Origin of the sequence: Streptomyces vulcanius, from assembly GCF_042653945.1 — a bacterium.
In the GTDB taxonomy this organism is placed as follows: domain Bacteria; phylum Actinomycetota; class Actinomycetes; order Streptomycetales; family Streptomycetaceae; genus Streptomyces; species Streptomyces mangrovi.
Genome location: NZ_JBHSFK010000028.1, coordinates 31,609 through 44,297, shown reverse-complemented (window position 1 = coordinate 44,297; position 12,689 = coordinate 31,609). Strand labels below are relative to the sequence as shown.

The 12,689-nt window shown below is 72.4% G+C and carries 11 protein-coding genes; 4 read left to right on the top strand and 7 right to left on the bottom strand.

The genetic code is table 11. The annotated features are described in order from the left end of the window. Window positions 1-16 precede the first annotated feature (16 nt). Both ACFPIH_RS35195 and ACFPIH_RS35190 read left to right on the top strand, forming a co-directional pair. Window positions 17-1,198: a cytochrome P450 gene (locus tag ACFPIH_RS35195; protein WP_381181715.1), complete on the top strand. Its 1,182-nt coding sequence runs from the start codon at window positions 17-19 to the stop codon at window positions 1,196-1,198. Between the two features lie 240 nt (window positions 1,199-1,438). After that, on the top strand, window positions 1,439-1,585 hold the full coding sequence (locus tag ACFPIH_RS35190) for a hypothetical protein (RefSeq protein ID WP_381181717.1): 147 nt from the start codon (window positions 1,439-1,441) through the stop codon (window positions 1,583-1,585). A 77-nt stretch (window positions 1,586-1,662) separates the two neighbouring features. Here the strand turns inward: ACFPIH_RS35190 and ACFPIH_RS35185 are convergent, their stop codons facing one another. Then, on the bottom strand, window positions 1,663-2,610 hold the full coding sequence (locus ACFPIH_RS35185) for a quinone oxidoreductase family protein (RefSeq protein ID WP_381181718.1): 948 nt from the start codon (window positions 2,608-2,610) through the stop codon (window positions 1,663-1,665). A 75-nt stretch (window positions 2,611-2,685) separates the two neighbouring features. On the opposite strand from ACFPIH_RS35185, the gene ACFPIH_RS35180 reads away from it, so the two are divergent. After that, complete coding sequence (locus tag ACFPIH_RS35180) at window positions 2,686-3,180, top strand: MarR family winged helix-turn-helix transcriptional regulator (RefSeq protein ID WP_381181720.1); 495 nt, start codon at window positions 2,686-2,688, stop codon at window positions 3,178-3,180. A gap of 63 nt (window positions 3,181-3,243) precedes the next feature. On the opposite strand, the gene ACFPIH_RS35175 is transcribed toward ACFPIH_RS35180, so the two are convergent. From ACFPIH_RS35175 to ACFPIH_RS35155, 5 genes are all read right to left on the bottom strand, one after another. Continuing rightward, complete coding sequence (locus ACFPIH_RS35175; protein WP_381181722.1) at window positions 3,244-4,422, bottom strand: acyl-CoA dehydrogenase family protein; 1,179 nt, start codon at window positions 4,420-4,422, stop codon at window positions 3,244-3,246. Next, a complete protein-coding gene (locus ACFPIH_RS35170; protein ID WP_381181724.1) occupies window positions 4,419-5,651 on the bottom strand; it encodes a CaiB/BaiF CoA transferase family protein in 1,233 nt (410 codons plus the stop codon). Before ACFPIH_RS35170 ends, ACFPIH_RS35175 begins: the two co-directional genes overlap by 4 nt. A 59-nt stretch (window positions 5,652-5,710) precedes the next feature. After that, window positions 5,711-6,127 carry a Zn-ribbon domain-containing OB-fold protein gene (locus ACFPIH_RS35165; protein WP_381181726.1) on the bottom strand — a complete coding sequence of 139 codons (417 nt, stop codon included), beginning with the start codon at window positions 6,125-6,127 and terminating at the stop codon, window positions 5,711-5,713. 232 nt (window positions 6,128-6,359) lie between these two features. Further along, the gene (locus tag ACFPIH_RS35160) at window positions 6,360-8,993 is read right to left on the bottom strand and encodes a winged helix-turn-helix domain-containing protein (RefSeq protein ID WP_381181728.1); all 2,634 of its coding nucleotides are present in this window, start codon (window positions 8,991-8,993) and stop codon (window positions 6,360-6,362) included. A gap of 892 nt (window positions 8,994-9,885) precedes the next feature. Further along, window positions 9,886-10,869 carry an NAD-dependent epimerase/dehydratase family protein gene (locus ACFPIH_RS35155; RefSeq protein WP_381181730.1) on the bottom strand — a complete coding sequence of 328 codons (984 nt, stop codon included), beginning with the start codon at window positions 10,867-10,869 and terminating at the stop codon, window positions 9,886-9,888. Between the two features lie 155 nt (window positions 10,870-11,024). Between ACFPIH_RS35155 and ACFPIH_RS35150 the strand changes: the two genes are divergently transcribed. After that, on the top strand, window positions 11,025-11,840 hold the full coding sequence (locus tag ACFPIH_RS35150; protein WP_381181732.1) for a PhzF family phenazine biosynthesis protein: 816 nt from the start codon (window positions 11,025-11,027) through the stop codon (window positions 11,838-11,840). Window positions 11,841-11,847: 7 nt separating this feature from the next. Here the strand turns inward: ACFPIH_RS35150 and ACFPIH_RS35145 are convergent, their stop codons facing one another. Continuing rightward, window positions 11,848-12,648, bottom strand: a complete 801-nt coding sequence (locus tag ACFPIH_RS35145) for a CPBP family intramembrane glutamic endopeptidase (protein ID WP_381181734.1) — start codon at window positions 12,646-12,648, stop codon at window positions 11,848-11,850. Between the last annotated feature and the right edge of the window lie 41 nt (window positions 12,649-12,689).

The following is a 12,689-nucleotide window of genomic DNA, read 5'->3' as shown; positions in this document are numbered from 1 at the left end:
CGAAGGAGATCGCCCCATGACCACCGCCGCTCCCCTCACCTCCGATCTCGACCTCTTCAGCGACCAGGCGCTGGCCGACCCCTACCCCCAGTACCGGGCCCTGCGTGACCTGGGGCCGGCCGTCCGGCTGAGCCGGCACGGTCTGTGGTTCGTCTCCCGCTACGAGCAGGTGCGTTCGGCCCTCGCTGACTGGGAGACCTTCTCCTCGGCCCAGGGCATCGGCCTCAACGACGGCTTCAACGACGCCTGGGGCAGCGCCCTGATCAACCTGGACCCGCCCGCGCAGACAGAGCAGCGAAAGCTGTTCACCGACCGGCTATCCCCGCGTGCGCTGCGCCCGGTCGCCGAGGACATCGACCGCCGGGCCGACGAGCTGGTCGCCGAGCTGGTGTCCCGGGGTTCGTTCGACGCCGTGACGGACCTGGCCCAGGACCTCCCGGTCCACGTGATCATGGATCTGATCGGCTGGCCCGAGCAGGGCCGCGACCAGTTGCTCGACATGGCCGCCGGCTGGTTCAACTCCTCCGGGCCGGCCTGCCCCCGTACGGCCGCCTCGGTCCCGAAGGTCGAAGCCCTCATGGGCTACCTGGCCGAGGTCGTCGCCAAGGAGAACCTCGTACCGGGCGGCTTCGGCTGGACCATGCTGGAGGCGCACAAGCGCGGCGAGATCCCCGTCGAAGGGGCGATCGGCCTGCTCGCGGGCTATGTGGTGGCTGCCTTCGACACCACCATCAGCGCCATCTCCAGCGGCGTGTGGCTGTTCGCCCGCCATCCCGAGCAGTGGGAGCTGCTGCGCTCGGACCCGTCGCTGGTGCCGGCCGCGTTCAACGAGATCGTACGGATCGAGAGCCCGATCCAGGTGTTCTCCCGGGTCACCACCCGTGACGTCGACCTCGGCGAGGGCGTCACCATTCCGTCCGGCGCCCGCGTGCTGCACAGCTACGGCGCGGCCAACCGCGACGAGCGGCACTTCCCCGGCCCCGACCGCTTCGACGTCCGCCGCAACCCCGTCGACCACCTGGGCTTCGGCTACGGCAACCACGCCTGCGCCGGCCAGGGCCTGGCCCGCCTCGAAGCACACGCCGTATTCAAGGCCCTGGCCGCCCGGGTGGAGCGGATCGAGCTCGCGGGTGAGCCCGTCCGTGCCCTGAACAACATCACCCGCGGCTTCCGGAGCCTGCCTGTCCGGGTCCTCTGACGTCGTCCCGCCAGCGACGCAGGACAAGTGCGCCGCCAGGCGATGTATCCGTCGGGACGGATCAGCAGGATGCCCAGCCGCTCGGCACACCGTCCGGCGGCGGCCCCCGGACGCCGCCGGACAGGCCGGTGAGCACAGGGAACCTGCCCTGGCCCACCAGGTCGAGGGTGGAGATCCGGCGGCCCGCCGCGTCGATCGGCCAGGCGTGCGGGACTCGTCGTGCTTGAGGCGGGGGACACGGTGAGCAAGCCGACCGCCGTCTCCACCTACAGCCCGGTGGTATTCGACGTCCCGGGCCGTCCGGTGCCGCTCGAACTCAAGGTCTCCGCGCCCTCGGCCGGGAGCGACCTGCCGGTCATCCTGCTGTCCCCCACGGCCACGGAATGACCAACTTCCTCTCGTCGCTCAACGGGTACGGCCCTCTCGCCGGCTTCTGGACCGCCCGACTTCGCCGCGCCGTGGTGTCAGGCGACGCGGAGGACGCTCTTGCCGTGGGTTGTGCCCTCGGCGAGGCGCTGCACGGCCACGGCCACGTCCCCGAGGGCGTACTCGGTGGTGATGTCCATGCGGACCTTGCCGTGGGCGACGAGGCCGAGTGCGCGGCGGGCACTGTCGGCGAGCCGCTCGGGATGGGTCTGGCTGAGCAGGTTGCTGTTGTAGGTCAGGAACGACTTGCCGTGCATGAGGAGGTCGTTGTCGTTGGCGAGGACGGGTTCGTAGCCGGCGAGGTTGCCGTACGACACCAGTCGGCCGTGTAGCGCGAGCTGCTCGAGTCCGGCGGTGCGGGTCGAGCCGCCGACCGGGTCGAGGATGACGTCGGGCTTCTCGTCGCCGGACCTGGCCGGGAACTCCGGGCGGAGCAGGAGCCGGTCGTACCCGAACTGCGCGGCGTAGTCGGCCCTGTCGGCGGTTCCGACCACACCGACGATCCGGCCTGCTCCGGCGAGTCGGGCGAACTGGGCGGCGAGCGTGCCGACTGAGCCGGCGGCGGCGTGGATCAGCACGCTTTCGCCGGGCCGCACGTGCGCGGCGGTGTTGATCAGGTCGTAGGCGGTCGGTGTGCCCCACCCGAAACCTGCGGCTGTCCTCAGCGGCATGCTGCCGATGCCGAACGTGAGCGTGGCGGATGCCAGGACCACCTCGGCGTAGGCGCCCGAGGTGGTCAGCGTGGTGACGGCCTCACCGACACGGCGTGCGTCGACACCCGCGCCTACCGCGACGATGTGCCCGGATGCCTCGAACCCCGGGACGAAGGGACGCGGTACGGCGAAGTGGCCGTCCCTGACCATGGTGTCGCCCCACTGGATCCCGGCGTAGGCCACCCGGATCGCCACCTGGCCGGGGCCGGGGGTGGGCTCATCGCGTTCGGTGACCCGGTAGTGGTCATCGGTGTCGAGAACGACAGCCTTCACGGTTACAGCCCCCTGCGTCGACTCAGTATCCTTACAGTCGAGAACGATAGGTATATAAGGTTCCTGAGTCAACACATGAACCTGTTAATGGAGTGGGAGTACGCGGTGGAAGCCCCGACCGAGAACGACCTCTGCACCCGGATCAGGCGGTCGGAGCAGGCGTTGATGGCGCACCACGAGGCAGTACTGCGTGCCTACGGGCTGACCATGACGCAGTACACCGTGCTGCTGATCCTCTCGCGCGAAGGCGGCATGTCCGGCGCCCAACTGGCCCGCTCCTGCGGGGTGACGCAGCAGAGCATGAGCAGCGTGCTGACCAATATGGAGAACAAGGAACTCATCCGCCGCGAGACGTCCCCGGTGCACGCCAAGGTGCAGATCGCCACCCTCACCGATGAGGGCCAGACACTGCTGGACCGCGCCTACCAGGAGGTGATCGTCCTGGAGCGCGCGCTCACCGACGCGTTCACGCCCTCCGAACACGCCGCACTCTGCGAACTCCTGGAACGCGCCACCACCGTCCTGATCCAGCAGACGCGCCACGCGACAGCCTCACCGCCCGCCACCTGAGTTCGCGGCTGCCACACCCGCGGGAGTCCCGTCACCGCGTACCCGGGCATGTGGATTCCCCGGTCAGCGGAACGCCGCCTGGCCGGTGATCGCCTGGCCCACGACGAGCGTGTGCATCTCGCTCGTGCCCTCATAGGTGAGGACGGACTCCAGGTTGTTGGCGTGGCGCAGTGGCGAGTACTCCAGGGAGATGCCGCCCGCGCCGAGGACGGTGCGGCACTCCCGTGCGATGGCGATCGCTTCGCGGACGTTGTTGAGTTTGCCGACGCTGATCTGTTCGGGACGGATACGGCCCTGGTCCTTGAGCCGGCCCAGGTGCACGGCGAGGAGTGCGGCGCCGCTCAGGGACACGGTCATGTCGGCGAGCTTCTTCTGGGTGAGCTGGAAGGCGCTGATCGGCTTGTCGAACTGGATGCGGGAGTCGGCGTACTCGATCGCCGTCTGCAGTGAGTCGCGGGCGGCGCCGACCGCGCCGAACAGGATGCCGAAGCGGGCCTCGTTCAGGCAGGACAGCGGTCCGCGCAGGCCCTCCGCGTGCGGCAGGCGCGCCGAGTCGGGCAGCCGCACATGGTCGAAGTACAGCTCCGAGGTGACGGACGCGCGCAACGACATCTTCTGCTTGATGTCCCGCGTGGTGAAGCCGGGCGTCCCACGCGGGACGAGGAAGCCGCGGATGCCGTCCTCGGTCTGTGCCCAGACGGTGGCCACGTCGGCGATGCCGCCGTTGGTGATCCACATCTTGGAGCCGTTCAGGATCCAGTCTCCCCCGCCGTCGCGGACGGCCCTGGTGCGCATCCCGGAGGGGTTGCTGCCGAAGTCGGGCTCGGTCAGGCCGAAGCAGCCGATGGCCTCACCGGCGGCGAGCCGGGGCAGCCACTCCTGCTTCTGCTCCTGCGAGCCCCACTTCCAGATCGAGAACATCGACAGCGAGCCCTGCACGGAGACGAAGCTGCGGAAGCCGGAGTCCGCCGCCTCCAGTTCCATGCAGGCGAGGCCGTAACCGACCGCGTTCGTCCCGGCGCAGCCGTAGCCTTCGAGATGCATGCCGAGCACCCCCAACTTGCCCAGTTCCGGGGCGAGTTCGCGGGCGAAGTGCGCGTTCTCGAACCACTCACCGATGTGCGGGCGCACCCGGTCCTCGAGGAAGCGGGCGACGGTGGCCTGGATCTCGCGTTCCTCGTCGGTGAGAGTGGAGGAGAGATCGAGCAGGTCGAGAGGGTCCTTCATCGGCTTACGGCTCATCGTGGGCTCCTGGTCGTCTGGTTGGGGTGTTCGGTTCGGTGGAGGATCTCGGCGGTGTGCCGGCCCAGGCGCGGCGGGGGCAGGCGGTACTGCGCGGGCGTGCCGCTCAGGGCGATGGGGTTCGCGACCTGGCGGGAGGGCCTGCCGTCCCTCGTGTCGGCGGGGAGGTCGACGATGCCGGGAAGGCCGAGTTTGTGGGCGAAGGCGAATGCCTCGTCGAGGGTGTTGACCGGCCCGGCCGGCACCCCTGCGGCCAGCAGGGCCGTCGACCAGTGGTCGGCGCCGGCCGCGCCCAGCCGTACGGTCAGGATGTCCCGGAGGGCGGCGCGGTGGGCGACCCGGTCGGTATTGGTGCGGAAGCGCTCGTCGGCGGCGAGACCGGGCTCCCCGACGGCCTCGGCGAGCGCCGCGAACTGCCGGTCGTTGCCCACCGCGATCGCGATCGGACGATCGGCGGCGCGGAAGGTCTCGTACGGGGCGATGCTCGGGTGGGCGTTGCCGAGGCGGCCCGGGACCACACCGGCGACGGCGAACGCCGACGCCTGGTTGACCATGGCCGACAGCAGCGAGCCCAGCAGGTTCACCTCCACAAGCTGCCCCTCCCCGGTGGCATCCCGGTGCCGGAGGGCGGCGAGGATGCCGAGGCAGGCGTGCAGCCCGGTGATCACATCGACCAGCGCCACACCCGCCTTCACCGGCTCCCCCGCCGCGTCCCCGGTGACGCTCATCAGCCCGCCGACGGCCTGCACGAGCAGGTCGTAGCCGGGGATCGCCGCGCCCGCGCCGCTGCCGAAGCCGCTGATCGAGCAGTAGACCAACCCCGGGTGCCGGGCCCGGAGTTCACCAGCGCCGAGGCCCAGCCGCTCCATCGTGCCGGGACGGAAGTTCTCCACCAGCACATCCGACTCCGCGACCAGGGCACGGGCCTGTTCGAGGCCGGCGTCGGTGGTGAGATCCAGAACGACGGACCTCTTGTTCCGGTTGGCGCTCAGGAAGTAGGTCGACGTGCCGTCCTGGTCCGCCGGAGGATGCCAGGCCCGGGTGTCGTCCCCGACGCCCGGCCGCTCCACCTTCACCACGTCCGCGCCGAGATCGGCCAGGAGCATCGTCGCGTAGGGCCCCGCGAGAACCCGGGAGAAGTCCGCGATGCGCAGACCATCCAGCGCGCCGCGCGCCGCTCCGTCGAGAACACCGGTCCGTCCGTCCGGCGCGTTGTCCTGGGTGCCCACGCACCCTCCTCTCCGATCGTCCTGCGGGTGCGAAACGACTGTGTCCCGGCCGTCTCCCACTACCACCAGCGCTCCAGCGGCGGTGCCGGGTGGGTGAGTTCGACGAGGGGCAGCCCCTGGCCGAGGGGAGCGACGGACCGTACGACACGCACCCGTGCGCCCATCGCGACCGCGACCGGAGCCGTCCCGGTGACCTGGCAGAGCACGTTGAAGCCCTCGTCCATGGCGACGAACCACGTGTTGTGCGGGACATGGCCGTTCCGGCGCACGGCGACCCCGGAGCCCTCACTGCGCTCCCGCGTGAAGGCCGTGGACCCGCAGGCCCGGCAGAACGAGCGGCGGTAGGCCACGGTGCCGCACCAGCGGCATCGTTGGAAGTGAAGTTCGCAGCAGACCTCCGGTGCGTCCGCGGCTGTGGCCGCGGCCTCGTGGTCTTCTGCGGACTCGGGGTGTTCACGGGTGTCTGTACGGAGCATCACGGCCTCCTACGCACAGTTCGGTGACCGGAAACGAGCGGTCGGGATCCGATGTGGCTCCACCACACTGGTCCTGCCGCGGATCGCCGGTCAACGACGTACTGACGCATCTTTGTGCGCGAAACGCGTTCCATTCACCGAGGTCAGAGCCGCTCTGCCGGGACTACCCTCAGCGTGGTGGCCGACCTCGCCGTTACGCCGACGGAGCCCGCCGGCGTGCGTCACGTCCACCTCACAGCAGTCCCAGCTCTCTGGCGCGGCGCACCGCGTCCTGGCGCCGGTTGACGGCGAGCTTGCGGTAGGCGCTCTTGAGGTGTGTCTTGACCGTGTTCACCGACACGTACAGGTCGGCGGCGATCTCCTCCGTCGACATCAGCTGCGCCAGCCGGCGCAGTACGTCGCGCTCGCGTCCGCTGAGCTCCTCCACGACGGGCGGCGGGCCGGCTCCCGGCCGGGGCGCGGTCGCGGGGGTGAGCCAGTCCTCGGCCAGGGCGCGCAGGGGTGCCGTGTCCAGATAGGGCCGGAGCCACGGTCCGGCTTCGCGGAAGGGCCGGCGCAGCCGCTCGCGCCGCGCCTCGCGCAGGGCGCGGGCCAGCAGCCGGCGGGCGGCGTCGAGGTCTCCGGCCTCGTCCGCCGCCTGGGCCCGGACCAGCGCGGCCCGGACGGTGACCGCGGGTCCGGCGCGGCCTTCGGGGCGCGCCCGGTCGAGCAGCCGTAGCGCCGCCTGCGGCTCGCCCGCGGCGAAATGGGCCCGCGCCGCCGCCACCACGCACGCCGGCTGGTCGCCGGGCACCTCGTGCAACAGCGCGGCCGCGGTCTCCGGCCGCCCCTCGGCGAGGTGTACGGCGGCGACGACGAGCGCCGTCTGCCCCGTGGCCCAGGGCGAGACCGCTTCGGCGTGGACGACGGGCCGGACCGCCTCCAGCGCGGCGCGGGTGTCGCCGCGGGCCAGGTGCAGCCGTCCGGTGACGATGGCGCGGCCGGCCTCGGTCACGGGGTCGCGCAGCGCGGGCCTCGACTCGGCCGCCGCGTCGAGCAGGGCCCGGGCCTGCGCCAGGTCGTCGCGGTCGATGGCTACGGCGGCCAGGACAAGGCTTCCGACCCCGGAGCCGGACGGCTGCGGCAGGCCGAACCGCTCGGTCTCGGCGATCGCCGCCCGCGCCCGGCGTTCCGCCCGGCCGGGCCGGCCGTCCAGGAAGTCGATCAGGGCCAGCCGCCCCAGGGAGTCCTCCCTGACCAGGGCCGTCGCCGCCCCGCCCGCGCAGGCGGCCACCAGTTCGAGAGCGGTACGGGCGTCTTCGAACCGTCCGGCCCACAGGCGCGCCGAGCCCAGATGGGCCAGCAGCAGCGCGGTGAGCTCGGGATGCTTCCGCAGCAGTTCGGCGGGGACCCGCTCGCACAGCCGCCCGGCGTCCGCCGCGGCTGCCTCCACCCGCTCCGGCGCCCCGGTGAGCCGCCCGGCCAGCGCCTGAAGCAGCGCACAGCTCAGCCGGGCGGCGGGCGCGTCCCCCCGCAGCCGCAGTTCCGCGTGCCGCAGATGGGCCAGCCCCCGCTCCAGGTCGCACCGGCCCAGTTCCCGTGCCGCGCGCACGAGGTACGTGGCCGGGCCGTCGGACCGCGGACCCATCCGGGAGAACAGTTCGGCCAGGTCGTCGCAGCGCAGGCCGGTGAAGAGCTGGCCGATGGCGAGGTCGTCGACCAGGGCGCCGGCGGTGAACTCCCAGTCGCCCGCCGCCGCGGCGTGCCCGAGGGTCTCGGCAAGGAAACCGGAACGCCGGAGCCATCGCGCGGCCCGTCGGTGGAGTTCCGGCTCCAGCCCGGGCGCGCCGACCCGCAGATGCGCCCGGAGGATCTCGCCGAACAGTGGATGCAGCCGGTACCACCCGTGCCCGAGGTCCTCCACGAACGCGTTCTCCCGGTGCAGCCCGGCCAGCACCGGCCCGGAGTCGGTGCGTTGCGTCAGCGCGTCGGCCAGCTCGGGGCAGAAGCGTTCGAGGACGCTGATCCGCAGCAGCAGGTCCTGGACCTCGGGTGGCTGCTGCTTGAGCACCTCGGCCAGCAGGAAGTCGGCGACGGTACTGCGGTCGGCCTCGAACTCCTTGAGATACGTCTCCGGATCCGGGCTGTCCCGCGCGGCGAGGGCACACAGCCGCAGACCGGCGGCCCAGCCCCGGGTGCGCTCGACGAGGGCCCGCACCGCGTGCGGGGGCAGCCGCAGCCCGTGCGCGTCGAGCAGCTCGGCCGCCTCCTGAGGGGTGAAGGCCAGCTCCGCGCCCCGGATCTCCGTCAGTTCGCCGGCGGCCCGGTAGCGGTGCAGCGGCAGCAGGGGCTCGGTACGGGTGACGAGGACAAGCCGCAGCCCTGCCCCCGCGTGGTGCAGCACGAACTCCAGTTGCTCCGTGATCTCCGGATCACGTACCCGGTCGTACTCGTCGACGACCAGCACGACGGGCCCGTCCCGGCCGCTCAGCTCGGCGGCGAGCCGCGCCAGCAGGGCCCGAGTCACCCGACCCGCGTCCGCCGGGCCACCAAGTTCCGTCGGCAGTCGCACCCCGACGGCCCGCAGCGCCTGGAGGACATACGCCCAGAACATCCCGGGCCCCTGGTCGGCCGCCTCGGCCGTGAACCAGGCGACCGTGTCCGCCCGCTCCTCGGCCCATCCGGCGACCAGCAGGGTCTTGCCCGCACCGGCTGCGCCGTTCACCATCGTCAGCGGTGTCCGCAGCGCCTGGTCGAGATGGCTGAGCAACCGCTCGCGGCGCAGAAAGATCGGAGGGGACGCCGGTACCGCGAACCTGGTGCGCAGATACGGGTCTCCTCGGGGATCGGCCTCCGGCGCCGTACCGTGTTCCTCGGGCCTGGTCATGCACTCACCGCCCCTGTTCGGCCGGCAGGTCGCGCGGAGCGCTCGCCTCCCCAGCATCCCAGGCTTCCCCGCCCCCCGCGCTACGGAGCCCTTGAGCACGCCACCACACCCCTCGATCCAACCGAACCACCGAACACCACGGCCCCGGCCCGACCCGGCCACACCACCAAACACCACGGCCCCGGCCCGACCCGGCCACACCACCGAACAGCGCAGCCCCGGCCCGACCCGAGCCGCTACCACCGCGAACACCCGCCCCCGGCCCGGCCGCACCGCCGAACACCCCGGGCGCGACGCCAGACACCCAAGCCCCACCCCATGCGCGACGCCGCACGCCCCAGTTCGGCCACACCACCGAACACCCCAGCCCCACCCCAGGCACGCCGCCACGCACCCCAGACCAGCCCTACCTCAGGACACCCCAGCCCAGTCCCACCCCAGTCGCGGCGCCGGACACCCCAGGCCTACGCCGACCCAAAGTCCCGCCGGACGTCCCGGTCCCGCCCCGGCCCCGGCCCCGTCGCGGCGTCGAACGCCCAGCCCCGTCCTGCCCCACGGCCAGACACCCCAGCCCGGCCCCGCCGAGGGACATCACCGCCCAGCTCCGGCCCAGGTACAGCGCCGAACGCACAGCCCAGCCCCACCGCGCCCAACCCCACCGCGCCCCGCCCGCAGCCTCACACAGCCACGCCCACGGCCCGCTCGCGCCCCGCAGAACGGCCAAGCCTTCCCCGGCACCGCAGACGCGCTCAACCACTCTCGCGCCGGCCGCCCCCGCCGGACGCCCCAGTGGTCGGCCTCGCCGCCCCGACCCACCTCAACCGCTCCACTCCGCCCCCGGCCCCGCCCGAGACCCAACCCGACAGCCCGACTCGCCCGGCACCCGACCGCCTCACTCCCTCCCCGCCACCCCCAGCAACCCGCGATACCACCCCGCCGTCTCCGCAAGGCGGCTCAGCGGGCCCGGTCCCGGCTGCAAGCCGGTCAGCGTCCACAGGTCGTCGGCCCGGTACCAGTGGTCCTCCGCGGCCAGCATGAACTGCCGCTCCGACGCCCGCCCCGGTGCCGCCCGCAGCCGCTCCAGACAGACCGGCACCGGCCAGTCCGCCTCCGGCCGGGGCGGCAGCACCCCCTGCGCGGCCAGCTCGGCGAGCAGGTCCCCGATGCGCACCGGCTGCGGATGCCCCGCGTGCTGGACCCCGGCCGGCACCGCGATCCGGCCCACCGCGACCGCCGCGATCAGCCGGCCCAGGTCACCCGCGTCCACCAGGGTCAGCAGTCCCCGCCCGCCGTCCCACTCGGCCGGCACCCGCTCGACCAGTTCGCGCAGTGCGGGTACGACCCACCGGTCGCCGGCGCCGAGCACGATCCCGGGCCGCAGCACGACCGCCCCCGCCCGGCGGGCGTACGCCTCACCCGCCAGCCGCGACCGGCTCACCGCGGAGGCCGGCTCGGCGGTGATCTCGTCGACCGCGATGCCCCGGTGCGGCCCGGCACCGTAGACGGCGGTCGTGGAGAGGTGCACCACGCGCCCGGCCCCCGCCCGCGCCGCCTCCTCCATCACCAGGCGGGTGCCCTCGACGTTGACCGCCCGGCACAGCGCCTCGTCACCGCCGATGTACGAGGCCACATGTACGACAGCCCGCGCGCCCTCGCACAACCCCCGCACCGCGTCCGGATCGGTGAGGTCACCGCGCACCCACTCGACCTCGGCGGGCCCGGGCTCCTTGGGAACGCTCCGCACCAGCGCGCGGATCCGTGGCACCGGAGCGTCGCCGTCACCCCACCCCGCCGGATCGAGCAGCGCCCGCAGCGCATGCGACCCGATGAACCCCGTAGCGCCGGTGAGCACCACCGTGCCGTTCAGAACCGCCACCCCCGCTCGCCCCAGAACCGCTGAACCGCTGAACCGCTGAACCGCTGAACCGCTGAACCGCCCACCAACATACGGCGGTCCAAGCGATCCAAGCGGGCCAGGCGCAGCGAATTGGCCTTGGCGGACAGCCCTCCCGCCCCCCTAACGTCTCCGGCATGCGGATTCGAATCGTCGACGCCTTCACCGACCGCCCCTTCGCCGGAAACCCGGCCGGGGTCCTCCTCCTCGACGCCTTCCCCGACGACGGCTGGCTGCAGAACGTGGCCAAGGAGGTCAACCACGCCGAGACGGCCTTCGCGCACCCCCTTCCGCCGGGCGGCGACGCGGACTGGGCGCTGCGCTGGTTCACCCCGGTGGCCGAGGTCGACATGTGCGGCCACGCGACGCTCGCCACAGCCCACGTCCTGCACACCACACACGCCCACGAAGGCCCCGTACGGTTCGCGACCCGCAGCGGTGTCCTGGTCGCGACGCCCGCCGAGGACGGCTGGATCACGCTCGACTTCCCGACCGCGCCGCTCACCCCCGTCCCGCTGCCGGACGGCGTCGCGGAAGCACTCGGCACCGAACCGCTCGCCACCGCCCACGACACCGGCCCCCACCTCGGCGACCTGCTGGTCGAACTCCCCGACGAGAAGAGCGTCCTCGCCCTGCGCCCGGACCACCGGGCCCTCGGCGCCTACTCGCGGCGCGGCCTCATCGCCACCGCCCGCGCCGAGAACCCGGCCCTGGGCCATGACTTCGTCTCCCGCTGCTTCTTCCCGAACTTCGGCATCGACGAGGACCCGGTCACCGGCAGCGCCCACACCGCGCTGGCCCCGTACTGGAGCGCACGCCTGGGCCGTACGACCCTCACCGGGCTGCAGGCCTCACCCCGCTCCGGCCTGGTCCGCACCGAACTGCGCGGCGACCGCACCCTCCTCACCGGCCGCGCGGTCACGGTCATCGACGGCGACCTGCTCGCCCAGTAGGCACAGTTCACGGGGTGGGCAGCCAGGACACCTTCCCGGCCAGCAGCGCGTATCCCACGAACGCCCCGATGTCGAGCAGGGAGTGCGCCACCACCAGCGGCCCCACCCGCCCCCAGCGCCGGTACAGGAAGACGAACACCACGCCCATCACCATGTTGCCGATGAACCCGCCGATGCCCTGGTAGAGGTGGTACGAGCCGCGCAGCACGGAGCTGGCGACCAGCGCGTTGCCCGGGCTCCAGCCCAGTTGCCGGAGCCTGCGCAGCAGATAGCCGACGACGATGACCTCTTCGAGGATCGCGTTCTGCATCGCGGACAGGATCAGCACCGGGTACTTCCACCACACGTCCGGCAGCGCCTCGGGAACCACGGTGAGGTTGAAGCCGAGGCCGCGGGCCAGCAGGTAGAAGGCGATGCCGGTGCTGCCGATGACCGCCGCGATCGCGGCCCCGCGGCCGAGGTCGGGCCAGGGGCGGGTACGGTCGAAGCCCAGCGTCCGCAGGCTCTCGCCCTCGCGCAGCAGCAGGTGCGCGACGAGGGCGACCGGGACCAGTGCCGAGGCGATCCCGAAGAGCTGCCAGGCGAGATCCAGCCATGGACGACCCGGGGCTGCCGAGGCGTTGAGCGTCGCCGCCTGGTCCTTGAGGCCGCCCGGCTTCGTGACCGATCCGACAAAGCTGATCAGAGCGGACACTCCACTCGCACCGAGCGAAAGCCCCAGAACGAGGAGCGTCTCATCGCGGAGAAACCGCCGCGGGAGCTGCTCTCCAGGAAAAGAATCGGCCACCGACCCCGTCTTCACCTGCATACCTGCTTCCACTTGAGTAAACCCGCCACACTGCCGACCAG